The 17124-nt window shown below is 68.5% G+C and carries 18 protein-coding genes and 1 riboswitch; of the genes, 9 read left to right on the top strand and 9 right to left on the bottom strand.

The window, feature by feature from the left end; all coding sequences use genetic code 11:
• Positions 1 to 116: 116 nt before the first annotated feature.
• Genes cobW through ASF32_RS18850 form a run of 4 tightly spaced genes read right to left on the bottom strand, consistent with a single transcriptional unit; the run spans position 117 to position 2564 of the window.
• Positions 117 to 1151, bottom strand: coding sequence for a cobalamin biosynthesis protein CobW (gene cobW / locus ASF32_RS18835; protein ID WP_056431894.1), 1035 nt, complete (start codon positions 1149 to 1151; stop codon positions 117 to 119).
• Positions 1148 to 1570 carry a DUF1636 domain-containing protein gene (locus ASF32_RS18840; protein ID WP_056431897.1) on the bottom strand — a complete coding sequence of 141 codons (423 nt, stop codon included), beginning with the start codon at positions 1568 to 1570 and terminating at the stop codon, positions 1148 to 1150. The genes cobW and ASF32_RS18840 overlap by 4 nt, the downstream gene beginning before the upstream one ends.
• Positions 1563 to 2357 carry a CbtA family protein gene (locus ASF32_RS18845; protein ID WP_056431900.1) on the bottom strand — a complete coding sequence of 265 codons (795 nt, stop codon included), beginning with the start codon at positions 2355 to 2357 and terminating at the stop codon, positions 1563 to 1565. Before ASF32_RS18845 ends, ASF32_RS18840 begins: the two co-directional genes overlap by 8 nt.
• 30 nt (positions 2358 to 2387) lie before the next feature.
• Positions 2388 to 2564 (bottom strand): CbtB-domain containing protein, encoded by a 177-nt coding sequence (locus ASF32_RS18850; RefSeq protein ID WP_018045261.1) that lies wholly within the window; start codon positions 2562 to 2564, stop codon positions 2388 to 2390.
• A 53-nt stretch (positions 2565 to 2617) separates the two neighbouring features.
• Positions 2618 to 2812: riboswitch (cobalamin riboswitch) on the bottom strand.
• Between the two features lie 106 nt (positions 2813 to 2918).
• Here ASF32_RS18850 and cobU point away from each other — a divergent pair.
• Together cobU and cobO are read left to right on the top strand one after the other, a co-directional pair.
• Positions 2919 to 3431, top strand: a complete 513-nt coding sequence (gene cobU / locus ASF32_RS18855) for a bifunctional adenosylcobinamide kinase/adenosylcobinamide-phosphate guanylyltransferase (protein ID WP_056431903.1) — start codon at positions 2919 to 2921, stop codon at positions 3429 to 3431.
• Positions 3428 to 4048: a cob(I)yrinic acid a,c-diamide adenosyltransferase gene (gene cobO / locus ASF32_RS18860; protein WP_056431907.1), complete on the top strand. Its 621-nt coding sequence runs from the start codon at positions 3428 to 3430 to the stop codon at positions 4046 to 4048. The genes cobU and cobO overlap by 4 nt, the downstream gene beginning before the upstream one ends.
• 13 nt (positions 4049 to 4061) lie before the next feature.
• Here cobO and ASF32_RS18865 read toward each other — a convergent pair whose 3' ends face one another.
• Entirely contained in the window at positions 4062 to 4712 is a 651-nt protein-coding gene (locus ASF32_RS18865; protein ID WP_056431910.1) for a hypothetical protein, read from the bottom strand.
• Positions 4709 to 5122 carry a RusA family crossover junction endodeoxyribonuclease gene (locus tag ASF32_RS18870; RefSeq protein ID WP_056431913.1) on the bottom strand — a complete coding sequence of 138 codons (414 nt, stop codon included), beginning with the start codon at positions 5120 to 5122 and terminating at the stop codon, positions 4709 to 4711. Before ASF32_RS18870 ends, ASF32_RS18865 begins: the two co-directional genes overlap by 4 nt.
• A 91-nt stretch (positions 5123 to 5213) precedes the next feature.
• On the opposite strand from ASF32_RS18870, the gene ASF32_RS18875 reads away from it, so the two are divergent.
• Entirely contained in the window at positions 5214 to 5936 is a 723-nt protein-coding gene (locus ASF32_RS18875) for a hypothetical protein (protein WP_244477878.1), read from the top strand.
• A gap of 57 nt (positions 5937 to 5993) precedes the next feature.
• Positions 5994 to 7454 carry a cobyric acid synthase gene (locus tag ASF32_RS18880; RefSeq protein ID WP_200919192.1) on the top strand — a complete coding sequence of 487 codons (1461 nt, stop codon included), beginning with the start codon at positions 5994 to 5996 and terminating at the stop codon, positions 7452 to 7454.
• Between the two features lie 289 nt (positions 7455 to 7743).
• Here ASF32_RS18880 and ASF32_RS18885 read toward each other — a convergent pair whose 3' ends face one another.
• Together ASF32_RS18885 and cbiB are read right to left on the bottom strand one after the other, a co-directional pair.
• On the bottom strand, positions 7744 to 8811 hold the full coding sequence (locus tag ASF32_RS18885; RefSeq protein ID WP_056431916.1) for a DUF3616 domain-containing protein: 1068 nt from the start codon (positions 8809 to 8811) through the stop codon (positions 7744 to 7746).
• 34 nt (positions 8812 to 8845) lie between these two features.
• Positions 8846 to 9847 carry an adenosylcobinamide-phosphate synthase CbiB gene (gene cbiB / locus ASF32_RS18890; RefSeq protein WP_056432407.1) on the bottom strand — a complete coding sequence of 334 codons (1002 nt, stop codon included), beginning with the start codon at positions 9845 to 9847 and terminating at the stop codon, positions 8846 to 8848.
• 51 nt (positions 9848 to 9898) lie between these two features.
• Here cbiB and cobD point away from each other — a divergent pair, with 51 nt between their 5' ends.
• Positions 9899 to 10918: a threonine-phosphate decarboxylase CobD gene (cobD, locus tag ASF32_RS18895; RefSeq protein WP_056431919.1), complete on the top strand. Its 1020-nt coding sequence runs from the start codon at positions 9899 to 9901 to the stop codon at positions 10916 to 10918.
• Here the strand turns inward: cobD and ASF32_RS18900 are convergent, their stop codons facing one another.
• Positions 10919 to 12106, bottom strand: a complete 1188-nt coding sequence (locus tag ASF32_RS18900; protein ID WP_056431923.1) for an MFS transporter — start codon at positions 12104 to 12106, stop codon at positions 10919 to 10921. It lies immediately after the preceding gene.
• Positions 12107 to 12480: 374 nt separating this feature from the next.
• On the opposite strand from ASF32_RS18900, the gene ASF32_RS18905 reads away from it, so the two are divergent.
• The 4 genes from ASF32_RS18905 to ASF32_RS18920 all read left to right on the top strand — a co-directional run bounded on the left by ASF32_RS18905 (position 12481) and on the right by ASF32_RS18920 (position 17124).
• On the top strand, positions 12481 to 12675 hold the full coding sequence (locus ASF32_RS18905) for a hypothetical protein (RefSeq protein WP_056431926.1): 195 nt from the start codon (positions 12481 to 12483) through the stop codon (positions 12673 to 12675).
• A 225-nt stretch (positions 12676 to 12900) separates the two neighbouring features.
• Complete coding sequence (locus ASF32_RS18910) at positions 12901 to 14307, top strand: malonyl-CoA decarboxylase (RefSeq protein WP_056431929.1); 1407 nt, start codon at positions 12901 to 12903, stop codon at positions 14305 to 14307.
• Between the two features lie 54 nt (positions 14308 to 14361).
• A complete protein-coding gene (locus tag ASF32_RS18915; protein ID WP_056432411.1) occupies positions 14362 to 15882 on the top strand; it encodes a malonyl-CoA synthase in 1521 nt (506 codons plus the stop codon).
• A gap of 162 nt (positions 15883 to 16044) precedes the next feature.
• Positions 16045 to 17124 (top strand): YihY/virulence factor BrkB family protein, encoded by a 1080-nt coding sequence (locus tag ASF32_RS18920; RefSeq protein ID WP_082469895.1) that lies wholly within the window; start codon positions 16045 to 16047, stop codon positions 17122 to 17124.

Here is a 17124-nt window from a genome sequence, read left to right on the forward strand (position 1 = left end):
CGGTTTGGGTGGGCGTGAATCCGAGCAGCCACCGATCGCCGCGAGAGCCGCCAGGCCGGACGCGGCTACGAGGCCGCGGCACACGAGAGCCAGGATCCGTCGGGCGGTCAACGCGCTCACCCCGCCAGGGCGGCCGCCACCGCCCCCTGGTCGAAACCCTTCAGCCCGATGACCACGAGCCGGCCGTCGCGGTTCTCGCTCGCCCGCCAGGGGCGGTCGTAATGATGGGCGATACGGGCACCGACGCCCTGGACCACGAGGCGCATCGGCTTGCCGGTGACCTCGGCGAAGCCCTTGATCCGCAGGACGCCGCTGGTCTCGGCGGCGCGGGCGACGCGGGAGGCCAGATCCTCGGCGCTCGCCGTGGCAGGCACGGCAATGGCCACGGAGTCGAAATCGTCGTGATCGTGGTCCTCGCCCTCGCCGTGATGGGAGGGGCGGGCGTCGAGATCGTCCTCGGCGGCGGCACCGAGACCGAGGATCACGCGCGGATCGAGGTGGCCATGCTCGGCCTCGACCATCTTCACCGCGCGCGGCAGCTGGCGCTCCACCTCGGCGCGGACCTTGGCCTTTCCGGCCTCGTCGAGGAGGTCGGCCTTGTTCATGACCACAAGATCGGCGCAGAGGAGCTGGTCCTCGAACACCTCTTCCAGCGGGTTGTCGTGATCGACGCTGGCATCGTCGGCGCGCTGTGCGGCGAGGGCCGCCGGATCGTCGGCGAAGAAGCCGGCCGCCACGGCCGGTCCGTCGATCACCGCGATGACCCCGTCCACGGTCACCCGCGAGCGGATCGCCGGCCAGTGGAAGGCCTGGACCAGGGGCTTCGGCAGAGCGAGGCCGGACGTCTCGATGAGGATGTGCTCCGGCGGGTCGGGCCGGTCGAGCAGCTTGTTCAGGGCCGGTACGAAGTCGTCGGCCACGGTGCAGCAGATGCAGCCATTGGCCAGTTCCACGATGTCCTCGTCCTGGCAGCCCTCGATGCCGCAGGCGGCCAGGAACGATCCGTCGAAGCCGATATCGCCGAACTCGTTGACGATGATGGCGAGCCGACGACCGCCGGCATTCTCCACGAGGTGACGCACGAGGGTCGTCTTGCCGGCTCCGAGGAAGCCGGTGACGATGGTGCAGGGGATCTTCTCGACGATGCTCATTCGGCGGCGTCCGGAATTCTGTCCGCGCGGGGCGGAGGAAACGGGGGAATGCGGGCGACGACGCCTTTGCGGAACGCCTCCGGCCGCGCCTTCCAGGGCACGATGCCGTCGGGCGTCTCCGCGTACAGGCCGATGCCCGCGAGGATGGTTCTGGCGGATTCGACCGGGTCGAGATCGCCGTAGACGTAGGTCCAGCGGCCTTCGGAAGCCACGGCGACGGTGCAGGGGCGCTTGCAGACGGAGAGGCACTCCACGCTTTCGACCGCGATGCCCTCGATGGCGGCTTCCGTCACCGCATCGCGCAGCGCCGAGACGAGGCGGGCCCCGGAGCGGGGCTCGGACGTGTCGCCGGCCGTGCGACAGGTGGCGCAGACATAGAGTACGACCGGGCTGCCGGCCTGGATGTCCTCGTCAGGCATGGGACGTCGCCGGGCTCTTGCGCCCGACGCTGTTCCAGGCCCAGCCGAAGGCAAGGCCGATCACCGCCCAGAACACGAAGGCGATGCCGAGCGACCGAGCGGCGAATTGGGCCGCGTAGCCCGGGGGCAGGGCGGAGGCGGTGTGGCTCGTCTCCGGCGCTCCGGCCAGATGTGGCGCGACGAGAAGCACGAGCCCTCCAGCGATGGCGATGGAGGAGCGGCGGATCGCGATGAGGTAAAGCCCCATGGCGGTGGCGGCCGCGGTCATGATCCACCAGAACTGGCGTTCGGCGAGCGGGGCCGCCTCCATGCCGGGTAGTTCAGGCGGCAGGCCGAGGGCCGGGGCGAGGGCCACGGCGAGGAACCCCGCGATGGCGAATCGCAGGCCGGTTTCCGGGCTCGGCTCGCGCCCACAGGCAATGAGAGCCGCGCCCAGCAACAGGGCGTAGCCGACGCCGCCGACCAGGGTCGCGAGGGCGGTGAAGACCATCCGGGGCAGGCCGGGGCCGGGCTGCCAGGCCGGAGCGACCTCGCCGCCTTCGACACCGTCCGTCTTGCCGCCATGGTCCTTGCCACCATGGTCGTGGCCCGAATGGACGGGCACGATGAGGGAGGCCGGGGAGGCGCCGCGCGGCATCCATAGCGCGGCCGGCGCCGTGGCTTCGCCGCTCTCGTAACGCTCGGCCGCGATGATCAGCGGCGAGGTGAGGGCGAGCTGCAAGCCCGTGGCGACGACAGCCGCCAGGAAGCCGGCGACCAGGGCCGCCGACACGAGTCGGATCATCATGGAATCAGGTCCTGACTGAGCGCGAGGCGGTCAGTGGCAGGGGAAATTCTGGGCGTGCCGGAAATCGTGGGCCGCGTTGTGCAGCGCCATCGCCGGGGCGAAGCCGGCCATGAAGACGAGCCCGAGGCCGAGGAAAGCGGCCATGAGCACCGCGCCGAGACGCTCGTTGCTGCGGGTGCCGGTGAGGACGAGGGTGTTCGTGGTCATCGTGTCAGGTCTCCAGCCGCCCCGCCGGCGGCGTTCGAGGATAGAGCGGGAGGACAATGTCCCCTTCGGAAGGCAGGTCTCCTGGCTCGCGGGTCGTCCGGTCCTGCCGCCTTCCCGGATCGCTCCGGTGGCCGATGGCAGACCCGTCTCCGCTCACAGTTGCGGGGGCAGCTGCGGTTTCAGGCGCGAGCCCTCACCGCATTCCCTTTTCACCCCGTCGCCGGGGCACCGTCCGAACCTCGCTTCTACGCGCTCGCGCGACCGCTGACAACGCGCCGCCAAAGCGTTTTACCGGCTTTGACGGGGCAGGGCGGTTTCGCGCTAAAGGGAGCCATGCGGCAGCCTTCTCCAAGAATGACACTGGTCCTCGGCGGCGCGCGCTCGGGCAAGAGCCTGCACGCGGAGCGCCTGATCGAAGCTTGCCCCGCGCCGTGGCTCTACCTCGCCACCGCGCAGGTCTGGGACGACGAGATGCGGGAGCGCGTCGCCCTTCACCGGTCGCGCCGCTCGGCGGATTGGATCACCCGGGACGTGCCGATCGATCTGGCCGAGGCCGTCGCTGCGGCGACAGAGCCGGTGCTCGTCGATTGCCTGACCCTGTGGCTGACCAACCTGATCCTGTCCGAGGCCGATATCGAGGCGGCGAGCGCTGCCCTGATCGAGGCCTGCGGCCGCGCGCCGGGGCCGGTGGTGCTCGTCGGCAACGAGGTCGGTCTCGGCATCGTGCCGGACAACGCGCTCGCCCGCCGCTTCCGCGACGCGGCCGGGCGACTGCACCAGCGCCTCGCCGCGCGGGCCGACCATGTGGTGTTCATGGTGGCGGGACTGCCGATGATCGTGAAACCCCAACCCGGAGCGAGCGCATGAACGATCTGGAGATAAATGAGGCGGAGGCCGACCGTCACCGCGAGAAGATGGAGAAGCGCAAGGCCGTCCAGGACGCCGAGGTCGCGGCTAAGACGATCGAGAAAGGCCTCCTCATCGTCAATACCGGCCCCGGCAAGGGCAAGACCACGGCCGGGCTCGGCCTCGTCCTGCGGGCGCTCGGCCATGGCTGGCGGGTCGGCGTGGTCCAGTTCATCAAGGGGGGGTGGGATACGGGCGAGAAGCACGCGCTGAAGGCCTTCGGCGACCGGATCGAGTGGCATACGCTCGGGGAAGGCTTTACCTGGGAGACGCAGGACAAGGCCCGCGACATCGCGGCGGCCGAGCATGCCTGGGCCAAGGCCGAGGAGCTGATGGCCGACCCGACCATCCGCCTCGTCCTTCTCGACGAACTCAACATCGCCCTGCGCTATGATTACCTGCCCATCGATGCCGTGGTGGCGGCTTTCCGGGCGCGACGGCCCGACCTCCACGTCATCGTCACCGGCCGCAACGCCAAGCCGGCCCTCATCCAGGCCGCCGACCTTGTCACCGAGATGGGCAGCGTGAAGCACCATTTCTCGGCCGGCGTGAAGGCGCAGGAGGGGATCGAGTTCTGACTGCTGGGCGCGGTCAGGCCACGCCGCCGACTGGCTGATTCTCGTGGAGGACGAGCTTCAGCGTAGCGACGAAATCCTCCAGGGCGGCGGGATCAAGGTCTCGCTGCAGGGCCCCGTGGGCGACGGCGTTGCGCAGGCTCGCCATGGGGCGAAGCCGATCCGCCTCGTCGGGCGTTACGATGCCTTCGCCCGCGAGCTGTTCGATCAGCTGTGCGGACGATTGAGATTGCGACAGGCGGTCCGGGATCAAGGCCCGCCCGATGGCTTCGAAGGTCGACCAGCCGAGCAGCAGAGCGGCCTCCATCTGGCCGGCTGCGATGAGAGCCTCGACCTTCGCGATCGTGCGGTCAATGATGTCGGGCGTCACGCCGTCGATGGCGGGTACGCCGCCGCCGGAGCGAGCGTAGTAGATCCGAAGTTCCCAATCGGCGACACCGAGGAACCGGTCCGCGACTCTTTCCTGGCTTCCCGATCGCGAGCCATCCCGCACGATCTCGATCGCGAGATTCTTGGGTTTTCCGAGCGCAATCGCGTCGGGAACGTAGTCGCCCATGAAGGATGGCAGAAGCTGGCGGGAAGGGTGAGTATAAACCTCGTAGCCGGCATCCATGAGTGTCGGGATGATAAGGTCGAGGACCGGCCGTTCTGGTTCCATGCCGCTCATGCCAGTTCCTCGAATGGATCGTCCGAGAGCCTTACGTATAAAATCGGCTTCTGTGCCGACAGTGCCGCCGCCAGGACGGGGCTCGGCTGCGTGAACGAAAACACCCGCTGCGGTTCGAACTTCTGGATGACCACCCGTTCGATCTGAGACTCATCCATGTAGATGTGCTGGTTGAGGGCATCGGGAACCAGTTTGACGATATTGTCCACATCGCCCTGCACGGAGCCGACGGGGAAGTAGAACAGCGTCACGGCGAGTTTACCCTCGCAGGCGAAGTGATTCTCGGGCAAGGAGCCGTCGCTTGCCGCTCGGACCTTCTGCTTCCATTGCGATTTGGAACTCGGTCGGGCCGCTTGGAACGAGACCGGTGTGCCGCTGACGAGGAACTCGATGGGAAAGATGAGCTCCACGAGAGATCGCCTAGCGTCGCGGGCTTCGGTCCCGCAACTTATGCACGGCTTCGTCAACGTGTATAGGGTATCGCGGAATCTCCCTTGGGTTGTGTTCCGTCGCGGCTTCCGACGCTGCCTCGTTCCGCTCACGCTTCTTCTGTCCGGTGCCGGTGCGGCCTCCGCGGAGTCCATCACATCCTGGCCGGACACCTATCTCGCCCGCGTCGAGGCGCTGGCGGTGATGGAGGGGCTCAATGCGCGGCTCCTGGCGAGCCGCAGCGCCACCGCGACCCTCGAAGGCTGGTGCTTCGAGCACGGCATGGCGACGGACCCGCGGCTCACGGCGACCCTCCTGCGCGATGTGGACAAGCCCGCCTCGGAAGAGACGCGCCGCCGCCTCGCCGCCGGACCCGAAACCGTCCTGAAATATCGCCGGGTCCGGCTCGCCTGCGGGAATCACGTTCTGTCGGAGGCCGACAATTGGTACGTGCCGGAGCGACTGAACCCGGAGATGAACCGCCTGCTGGAGACGACCGATACACCCTTTGGCAGGGCGGTCCAGGCGCTGGGCACCACCCGCCAGACCATCGGGGCGGACCGTCTCTGGCAGCCTCTGCCGCCCGGTTGGGACCAAGCGGCCCCGCCCGATCCCGCCTGCGCGCCGCTCGCGATTCCGGACCGGCTGTTCAGCCATCGGGCCGTCCTGTTCACGGCCGAGCGGGTGCCGTTCTCGGAGGTCGTCGAGACCTACGCCTCCGCCATCCTCGATTTCCGCCGGGCCGCGCGGCCTCTCGATACCGCCTGCGTCGCCGGCCCGCCGTCGCGGCCCTGACGCGGTCGTGCTAGGGCTCGCCGACACCCCTCGGCACACCGGACGAGACCCGATCGCATGACCGCCCGCGCCTTCATGATCCAGGGCACCGGCTCGGATGTCGGTAAGTCGCTGATCGTGGCCGGCCTGTGCCGCGCCTTCACGCGGCGCGGCCTCGCCGTGCGGCCGTTCAAGCCGCAGAACATGTCCAACAACGCGGCCGTTACCGCCGATGGCGGCGAGATCGGCCGGGCCCAGGCGCTGCAGGCGCGGGCCTGCGGGGTGGCGCCCTCCATCCACATGAACCCGGTCCTGCTGAAGCCCCAGAGCGAGACCGGCTCGCAGGTGGTGGTGCAGGGCCGGATGGTCGGCACCGCGAAGGCGCGAGATTACCAGGCCTGGAAGCCGCGTCTCCTGGCCTCCGTGCTCGAAAGTTTTGATCATCTGAAGGGCCAGGCCGACCTCGTCATCGTGGAGGGCGCCGGCTCGGCCTCCGAGGTCAACCTCCGCCGGGGCGACATCGCCAATATGGGTTTCGCGCGGGCCACCGACACGCCCGTGATCCTGCTCGGCGACATCGACCGGGGCGGCGTCATCGCCAGCCTCGTCGGAACCAAGGCGGTGATCGCGCGCGAGGATGCGGCGATGATCGTGGGCTTCCTCGTCAACCGGTTTCGCGGCGACCCGAGCCTGTTCGCCGACGGCATGGAGATCGTTGCCACGGCCACCGGATGGCCCGCCCTTGGGCTCGTGCCGCATTTCCCCGAGGCCGCGCGCCTGCCCGCCGAGGATGCGCTGGGGCTCGCCGGTTCCGCCTCCTCCGGCCGGACGCGCATTCGCGTCGCGGTGCCGGTCCTGCCGCGCATCGCCAATTTCGACGACCTCGATCCGCTACGGGCGGAGCCGGAGGTGGAGGTCGTGCTGGTCCGGCCCGGCGAGGCGATTCCGGGCGACGTCGCCCTCGTCCTGCTGCCGGGCTCGAAGACCACGATCGACGATCTCGACGCCCTCCGTCGCGAGGGCTGGGACGTCGACATCCGCGCGCATCTGCGCCGGGGCGGCCACGTGCTCGGCCTCTGCGGCGGCTACCAGATGCTCGGCCGCACCTTGAGCGATCCGCACGGGATCGAGGGCGAGCCGCGCAGCGTCGCCGGGCTCGGCCTGCTGGAGGTCGATACGGTGATGACCCCGCTGAAGCGCCTCGAGGCGGTGAGCGGGCGGAGCCTCGCCGACGACCTGCCGTTCAGCGGCTACGAGATGCATGTCGGCGACACGGCCGGTGTGGACACCGTGACGCCGCTTCTGCGCTTCGCCGATGGACGGGTGGACGGTGCGGTCTCTGGCGACGGGCGGGTCTGCGGCACCTACGTTCACGGCCTCTTCGCCGACGACCGGCAGCGGGCCGCCTGGCTCGCGCGCCTGGGAGCGGCCTCCGACGGTCATTCCTACGAGGGCGAGGTCGAACGTGTCCTCGATGCCCTCGCGCGCCATGTCGAGGCGCATGTCGATTGCGACCGACTGTTCGCCTTGGCGCGCTAGCAGTTCCTCGACATAGGCTCGGGCTCGACCGATCGGGCTCCCGCGCGAGGCACGAACCATGAGGAAGTAGCCCATGACGCCGTTGCCGCCGGAGGTCGACGCGCATCACTCGTGAGACGGGGCCGAGCTCCTGGCTGCCCACCGTGGTGCTGCCCGGCCCCGCGCTTGAAACTCGCCTGTAGGGCGAGCTTGATAGTCGTGGTTGTGTCCGCCCTGTGCCGGGATGCCGTCCGCCGCAGCGTCGCCGCGCCGGTCGTCGCCCCACACGCCGCCTGAACGACAAAGGCTGTCAGGGAAGTTTGTATTCGAGCGGTCCGCCATCCTTGACGCTGTCGAACATCACCAGGATGCGCTTGTCGCCCAGCACAGCGACGCCCTCCGCCTTGGCTCCCTTTTCCGCCCCGGTGAGACGGCCGATCGGCTCGAGCTTCGCGTTGGTGGTGGCCCCGGCCGCGAACAGGCTGTAGGGCACGTCGGTCTGTCCCTGAGCCGGCCCGGTGAGGACGAGGAGCCGCCCGTCGGGCAGGATGGCGAGATCGCGGATCCCGGCCCCACGCCCGACCATGAGGGGGATCACCTGAGGGGCAGCCATGAGCGACTCGTGCCCCTGGGCGAACAAAGCCCCGACATCCGCCTCGACGATGAAGGTCTTGCCGTCATGGGACGGTGCGCGCAGCCCGGCGAACAGGCGCGTTCCATCGACGGCGACGCCCTCGATATTGAGGCCGTTGGGCGTAGCGTCGCCGTCATCGGTCTGGAGATCCTGCGTGTAGTAGGCGCTGACGGTTTCTGCCAGGCCGAGGGCGTCACCGAGGCGGTAGGTGGTCTCGACTGCACTCGGTCCCACCGGCTCGCCGGCCGCGTCGACCTTGATGCGCGCCAGCACGAAGGTGGAGAGCTTGAACTTCGCCTTGCCGCGCGAGCAGCCATGCGAACCGACCACGTAGAAATACGGGGCGGCATAGGCGACGCCTTCGCCGTCGAGATCGTCGAACTTGCCCTCGCCGCCCGAGCATCCGTTCTTCGAGGGCGGGGTTCCCAGCGTGTTCGGGCTCGGTCCGCCGCCGACGAGGTCGATATCGGCACCGGGCGTGATCGTGTGCCCGTCGATGGTGATGAATTGCGCGCCGGTATTCTCGTCGTTGACCACGAGGCACCGGCGTTTGCCCTCCCGTGGGGGCATGCAGGCGATGCCGCTGATGTCCTTGGCGGGCTTGCCGTCCTTGCCTTTCAGGCCGGACGTCATCGTGTAGGGCGGATCGACGGGCACGAGGTCGTGCTGGGCTCCCCCCGCTGCCAAGGCCGGCGCGGCGGCTCCGTGAAGGAGGAGCATCGCCAGAAGACCAGTCCGTGTCATTGCCGCGTGCCCCTTCGAATGTCGGTGATCGGAATTACGGAAAAATAACTTTGAGTATCGATGCGCCAAGGACGACACATCCGAAAAGCAGCGCGCAGGCGATGCGATACAGGGCCAACGCCCGCTCCACATCATGAGGGCCCGCCTTCGCCCGTCCGTCGCCCATCCAGGAATCGTCGACGATCTCGGAGCCGTACATGCGCGGCCCCGCCAGCCTCAGGCCGAGCGCACCCGCCATTGCGGCCTCGGGCCAGCCGGCATTGGGCGAGCGATGCCGGCCCGCATCGCGCCGGACCGCCCGGTACGCACCCGCCGCGGAGGCGCCGGGATGGAGGAGGGCGGCCGCCGCGATCAGCCCCGCCGAGAGCCGAGAGGCCGGGAGGTTGACGAGGTCGTCGAGGCGGGCCGAGGCCCAGCCATAGGATTCGTGGCGGGGCGTGCGATGGCCGATCATGCTGTCGGCAGTGTTGATCGCCTTGTAGAGCGCGCCCCCCGGCAGGCCGCCGATCCCGATCCAGAACGCGGGCGCCACGATGCCGTCGGAGAAGTTTTCCGATAGGCTCTCGATGGCGGCGCGGCAGATGCCGGCTTCGTCGAGGCTCTCCGGGTTGCGCCCCACGATCATTGCGACTTCGCGCCGCCCGCCAGCCAGCCCCTCGGAGCGGAGCGCCGAAGAGACACGGCCGACATGATCGTGGAGGCTGCGCTGCGCCGGCAGGGACGCGCAGACGAGGCCGAGCAGGATCACGGCAGGCAGGTGACCGGACGCGGCGGCCAGCGTCGTCGCCCCGATCGATACCGCCCCGACGACCGCCAGGAGGGCGAGAAGGCCGACGATCCCGGCCGCGCGCCGTCTCGCCTCGCTGCCCGTATTGAGGGACCGGTCGAGCCGGGCGATCACCCAGCCGATCCAGGTGACAGGATGGCCCAGCGCCCTGTAGAGCCGGTCCGGATAGCCAGCCGCCGCCTCGATGGCGAGGGCGAGGCCCAACACCACGAGCGTATCCGGCGGATGGAAGAGAGCGGTCCAGGTCATCGGTTCGCGGAGGGTATCCAGGCTGGTGAGCGGGAGCGCGACGGAGGCCCGATGAGCGGAAGCGAGGAGGCGGGCGAGGGGATTCGGCCTATCGTCCATGGCGGCGATCTCGACGCCGCCGGGGCGCTGTTCCCGCACGCCGAACGGCCTTGGATCGACCTCTCCACCGGGATCAATCCGGTCCCGTATCCTTGTCCGCCGTTGGACGCCAGCACGTTCCGGCGGCTTCCCTCACGTGCCGACCTCCACGCTCTGCTCGCCGCCGCCTCCCGCGCCTATGGCGTCGTCGATCCGGACCATCTGGTCGCGGCGCCCGGCACGCAGATCCTCATCGAGACGCTGCCTCGCCTGAGGCCCCCTTCGCGCGTGGCCGTCATCGGCCCGACCTATGCCGAGCACGAGGCAGCCTGGCTCCGGGGTGGCCACGCGGTGGCGACGGTGACCGATCCGGCGCAGGCCGAGGGGGCGGACGTCGTTGTCGTGGTCAACCCCAACAATCCCGATGGCCGGACCTGGGAGGCCTCCACCCTCCTCGATCTCGCGGGACGCCTTGCACGGCGCGGCGGGTGGCTCGTCGTGGACGAGGCCTTCATCGATCTCGAAAAAGTCGAATCCGTTGCGCCCCGTGTGGGGCCGGGGCTGATCGTGCTGCGCTCCTTCGGCAAGACTTATGGCCTCGCCGGCATCCGTCTCGGCTTCTCCCTCACCGAACCGGCGCTCGCCCGGCGGATCGCGCAGGCGCTGGGACCCTGGGCGGTGCCGGGGCCGGCGCTCGCCATCGGCCGCGCGGCCTTGGCCGACACGCCATGGCTGTACGAGGCCGCCCTTGCGCGCCACGCCGATGCATCGCGTCTCGACCGGCTTCTGGCCTGTCGGGGAGGGCGTGTCGTCGGCGGCACCTGCCTGTTCCGCACGGCCGCGTTCGACGATGCGCCGGGCCTGTTCCGGCGCCTCGGCGAGGCGGGCATCTATGTCCGCCGGTTCGAGGCCAACCCGCGATGGCTACGTTTCGGCCTGCCGGCGGACAAGGACGAATGGTGCCGCCTGTCCCGCGTGCTCAAACCCGCCTGATCAGGCGGGCTTCGACCGCGACCGGTCATTGATCGACACGAGAAGGCCCGCCCCCGAGAGGAGGGCGCCCACCGCGCAGACGCCGGGCCACCCCGCCATGAGGAAGGCCTGCGAGCCGGCGAAGGCGCCCAGCGCCCCGAACACGAACATCACCGTGAACAGCACGGTGTTGATCCGGCCCCTGGCGCCGGGGACGAGGGCATAGGCCCGGGTCTGGTTGGCAATGAGCGCGCCGTTGATGCCGATATCGATGAGGAGCACGCCGATGGCGACTGCTACCAGCGAAACCTCTCCTCCCAGCCACAGAACCAGGAACGACGCGAGGACGAGCGCACCACCGGTGACGACCACCGGACGGGCGCCCTTCCGGTCGGTGTAGCGCCCGGAGAGGGGGGCGACGAAGGCGCCGCAGACCCCGATCACCCCGAACAGGCCGGCGCCGGCAGCGGTGAGATCGAAGGGCGGAGCTTCCACCAGCAGGGCCAGGGTCGCCCAGAACGCGTTGAAACTGGCGAACAACAATCCCTGCGAGAGGCTCGCATTGCGCAGGATCGGCTGCGTCTTCACCAGATGCAGGATCGACAGCATCAGCGCGCGGTAGCGCAGAGGCTTCGTCTGCTTGACCTTCGGGAGGGTCGTCGCTGCCACGAACGCGATGGCCAGGGCAACGACAGCGGCGGCGAAGAACACCGCACGCCAGCCGAAATGCGCGCCGACGAAGCCGCTCACCGTCCGGGCGAGGAGAATGCCGGTGAGGAGACCCGTCATCACCTGCCCGACCATCCGGCCGCGACTCTCATCCGGGGCGAGTTCGGCGGCGAAAGGCACCGCCTGCTGCGCCGCGGAGGAGAGGAATCCGATGAGGAGGCAGGCGACCGTCAGGAAGGCGAGGTTTGTTGCCAGGGCGGCGCCGAGCAGCGCCACGCTCAGGCCGAGCAACTGCGCCACGATCAGAGTCCGCCTCGGCCAGGCATCGCCCAGCGGGACGAGGCCGAGAATGCCGAGGCCGTAGCCCACGAGGCACGCGGTGGGAACGAGGAGGGCGGCGCGCTCGCCGAACTCGCTCACCAGAACCGCGAGGAGAGGCTGGTTGTAGTAGATGTTGGCGACGGCGCCCCCGGCGATCAGGGTCAGGCCGAAGCGCGCCTTGGCGGTGAAGCCGTGGCTGGAAGCGGTCTCGGGTTGCATGGTCAGGCGTGCACCGGAACGGTGCCGCCCGTCGCGCCAAGTCGATGAAAAAGCGATGGATTGTACGTCATTCGGTGGGCGGGTCCGTTAGCGACGGGAGAGCCGTGCCCTCGGTTAGGGGCGGCGGCGCGCGGGGGCAACCCGCGGCCGCGCGAAATGGTCCCAGCCGCGTCGGACGGCCGACGCGGGCCCCGACCTTCCATCGGATGCACCGATCCCCATATACGAATTGTTACCGGACAATGACTTGGTGCGTCGTTCCGGTGGAGTCCCACTTGGCAGGAGCCAAGTCGTTCTGCCACAGTCTCGACTGTCGAGACGAGTCGGTCCCAAGTCCCGGTGACAAGCATCGCGTGTCGACAACGGAGTTTGGAATGCCGAATTACCGCGTCAGTTTCGCAAAGCAAATCCTCGGCGTGCCGTTCACCATCGGATCGGTCGAGATCTCGCGCGCGCGCGATCCGCGTCGTGCTCAGCGTGCGGCGGAACTTCGTTTCGCGCGCCAGCACGGTGTCGAGGATTGGCGCGAGCGGGCGGATCGTGTCGCCATCGAGGCCGCACAAGCCTGACACACGGAATGTCGTCTTGATCCGTCTTTGCATAGTCTCGAGCAGGACGATGCCACAGCCATGGTCTCGATCACAGGTCGGCCTGCGGCTGCGGCATGGTCCCGCTTTCAAGACCCTGGTCCTCGGTCGCCCCACATCATAGACTGACGGCCATGCAAGGCTGCGTTCCGCGGGGCTGGCATCACCCTAGCCGGGTGACAGGGTTTTTGGGGCAGGCGGCGAGCCATGGCGGCGATTTCGTTTTTCGGCGACCTGCTTCAGACCATCAGCGACCGTGGTCGCGATCTCATCGGCATCGGTCGCGGCGACCTCGCGGCAAGGGCCAACGCGCAGGAACTGATCAAGCTCTGTGAAGACCTGATCTCCAGGCGCGGCGAAGCCTCCGGCGTGGCGCTCGCCCGCCTGATCCTGGAGCGCTATTCGAGCTTGGCAAAGCCCGAGCGTCTCGTCTTCCTCCAGGGTGTCGCCACCGTGTTCGGGGCCGACCATGAAGCGGTGGACGATGCCATCGCCGCCTATCGCCGGGACCCGACCCGCGCCGCGCTCGGCGTCCTGCACGTGGCGGCCGAGCCGCGCAGCCAGGAACTCATCCGCCGCCTCAACCTCGCCCGCAACGGCACCCTCGCTCTGGTGCGGATGCGCGAGGACCTGTTCGCCCTGCGCAAGGAGTTGCGGGGCAGCGAGGCGGATCACGACCTCATCGACGCCGTCGACAGTCTCGACAGCGATTTCGAGCATCTCTTCGCTTCATGGTTCAACCGGGGCTTCCTGGTTCTGCGCCATATCGACTGGACCACGCCGGCCCATATCCTGGAGAAGATCATCCGTTACGAGGCCGTGCACGAGATCGCCGGCTGGGACGAACTGCGCCGGCGGATCGAGCCGTCGGACAGACGCTGTTTCGCTTTCTTTCATCCGGCCCTGCAGGACGAGCCGCTGATCTTCGTCGAAGTGGCACTCACCGGCGGCATTGCCCCGGCCATCGCGCCGATCCTGGCGCATGAGCGCGAGCTGCTTCCGACGCGTGCCGCCACCACGGCCATCTTCTACTCGATCTCGAACTGTCAGAAGGGTTTGGCTGGAATCACCTTCGGCAATTTCCTGATCAAGCAGGTGGTTGAGGATCTCGCCCGCGAAATCCCGAGCCTCAAGACCTTCGTGACCCTGTCGCCGGTGCCCGGCTTCTCCGCCTGGCTCGACCGCGAGCGCCGCTCGGATTCGCCGCAGGGGCTGACGCGCGACGATATCGAGGCTCTGCGGGCCATCGACGAGCCGGGCTGGCACGCCGACAAGGCCAGGGCCGATGCGGTGAAGAAGGCCCTGATCCCCGCCGCCGCCGCCTATTTCCTGCGGGCCAAGAACGAGCGCGGCAAGCCCCTCGACCCGGTGGCGCGCTTCCATCTCGGCAATGGCGCGCGGCTGGAGCGGCTGAACTTCCTCGGCGACGTTTCGCCCAAGGGGCTGAGCCAGTCGCGCGGGCTGATGGTCAATTACCTCTACGATCTCTCGGCCATCGAGAAGAACCACGAAACCTATGCCAATCTCGGCACGGTGGCGGCATCGAGCACCGTGAGCCGCGAACTGAGGTCCAACCTACCGCCGATTCGCGCCGTCGCCCTGGCCGAGGCTTGATTTCGGGGCGTCGTCCGGCCACGGCTGTCGGTTCGATCACGGTTGGACGACGTCATGCGTAACCATCTCTTCGACCTCATCCGGGCGAGCCTGCCCGCCGATCCCGCCTCCCGGACCTTCATCGAGACCGGCGACGGCGCGCGGATCACCTATGCGGACATGCTCGAGCGTTCGGCCGCCTATGCTTCGGCCCTCAAGGCACTCGGGGTGAAGACGGGCGACCGGGTCGCCGTGCAGGTCGAGAAGAGCGCCGAAGTGGTGTTCCTCTATCTCGGCGCGGTTCGGGCGGGCGCCGTCTTCCTGCCGCTCAACACTGCCTACACGGCCCCCGAGATCGCGTATTTCCTGTCGGATGCCGAAGCGTCCCTCTTCGTCTGCGATCCCGCCCGGCTCGCTGCCCTGGAACCCGTCGCCGCCGAGGCGAAGGTCTCAGCGCTGCGTACCCTCGACGGGGCGGGACGCGGCACCATGGCGGAGGCGGCGGACGCGGCCGGCATCGACTTCACGGATGTGGAACGCGGGCCAGACGATCTGGCGGCGATCCTCTACACCTCGGGCACGACCGGGCGCTCGAAAGGCGCCATGCTCAGCCATGACAACCTCGCCTCCAACGCCGTCACCCTGGTGGAGGCCTGGCGCTTCACCGCCGACGATGTGCTGATCCACGCCCTGCCGGTGTTCCACACCCACGGCCTGTTCGTGGCCACCAACATCGTTCTGCTGGCCGGGGCCACAGCGATCTTCCTGCCGAAATTCGACCCGAAGCAGGTGCTCGCCTTGATGGGCCGGGCGACCTCGATGATGGGCGTGCCGACTTTCTATACGCGCCTCCTCAAGGAGCCGGGCCTGACCCCCGAGGCGGCGGCGACAATCCGTTTGTTCGTCTCCGGCTCGGCCCCGCTTCTGGCCGAGACGCACCGGGACTGGCAGGCCCGCACCGGCCACGCCATCCTCGAACGCTACGGCATGACCGAGACCAACATGAACACCTCGAACCCCTACGAGGGCGAGCGCATCGCCGGCACGGTGGGCCTGCCCCTGCCGGGCGTCTCGCTCAGGGTGGTCGATCCCGAGACGGGACGGGCCTTGCCCGCCGATACGGTGGGGATGATCGAGGTGAAGGGCCCGAACGTGTTCCAGGGCTATTGGCGCATGCCCGAGAAGACGGCCTCCGAATTCAAGGCGGACGGGTTCTTCATCACCGGCGATCTCGGCAAGGTCGACGCGCGCGGCTACGTCCACATCGTCGGGCGCGGCAAGGATCTCATCATCACCGGTGGCTACAACGTCTATCCGAAGGAAGTCGAGAACGAGATCGATGCGCTTCCGGGCGTCGTCGAATCCGCCGTGATCGGCCTCGCCCATGCGGATTTCGGCGAGGGCGTCACGGCGATCGTGGTCGCCCGCCCGGACGCGCCGGGAGAGCAGGAGATCCTCCGCATCCTCGAAGGGCGTCTCGCCCGGTTCAAATGCCCCAAGCGTGTGCTCTTCGCCGACGAATTGCCGCGCAATGCCATGGGCAAGGTGCAGAAGAACCTGCTGCGCGAAGCGCATGCGGAACTCTACCGCCGCTGAGGGGCAAGACGGCGGAACGCTTTGGCGGGCCGGCGGTTCTCGTCATCGAACGGCCAAGCTCGCGCCGTCTCCGTACCGGTTGCCGTCATGTCTTCGTCTCAGCCTCACCGTCCCGAGCCTACGGAGCCGGGCTCCACCCATTCGATGGTCTGGACTCTGGCGATGGGGGCGGCGCTCGTCGCCCTGTCGCTGGCACCGCGGTCGCGCGGCGCCAGGCGTGAGGCCGAACCGCCCGAGCCGCGCCGCGAAGAAGGTGCCCGTTCGCATAGCGGGCGCAGCGCCGAATGGGTGGCGGCGACACAGGTCCATCGCGGTCGTGCCGCAGACAGCCCGACCGAGATCACCCGCGCCGGCTGGAAGGACATCGCCGTCCGCGTCTATCTGGAATTCAACAAGGACCGCGTGCTCGCGGTCGCCGCCGGGGTCACGTTCTTCACCCTGCTGTCGCTGTTCCCGGCCATAGCCGCCCTGGTCTCCTGCTACGGCCTCGTGGCCGATGTCGGCGCCATCAACGAGCACCTCTCCAGCATGCAGGGCGTGCTGCCCTCCAGCGCCATCGACATTATCGGCGAGCAGGTGAAGCGGATCGCCGCCAAGGATAACGGCACGCTGGGACTGACGTTCTTCTCCAGCCTCGTCCTGTCGCTCTGGAGCGCGAACGCCGCCATGAAGGCGATGTTCGATGCCTTGAACGTGGTCTACGAGGAAGACGAGAAGCGCTCCTTCGTGATGCTGAACCTGCGCTCCCTGACCTTCACCGTCGGGGCGCTCCTGTTCACCATCCTCGCGCTCACCAGCATCGTCGTGCTCCCGGTGATCTTCAACTTCTTCGGGTTCGGGCAGGGGGCGAGGCTCATCGCCCTGCTGCGCTGGCCCTTCCTGCTCGTCGTCCTCCTCGGCGGCCTCTCGCTGCTCTATCGCTATGGCCCGAGCCGCGAGCGGCCGCGCTGGCGATGGGTCGGCACCGGTGGCGCTGTGGCGGGCATCCTCTGGCTCGCCGCCTCGATCCTGTTCTCGTGGTATGTCGGCAGCTTCGGCAATTACAACGAGACCTACGGTTCGCTCGGCGCCGCCATCGGCTTCATGACCTGGATCTGGATCTCGACGACGATCGTGCTCCTGGGCGCCGAGATCAATGCCGAAATGGAGCATCAGACCGCTCGGGACACGACGACGGGCCCGGAAAAGCCCATGGGCGACCGCGAGGCACGGATGGCGGACACGGTCGGCGCGGCTGCGTGA

It is taken from the genome of Methylobacterium sp. Leaf91 (assembly GCF_001422815.1).
In the GTDB taxonomy this organism is placed as follows: domain Bacteria; phylum Pseudomonadota; class Alphaproteobacteria; order Rhizobiales; family Beijerinckiaceae; genus Methylobacterium.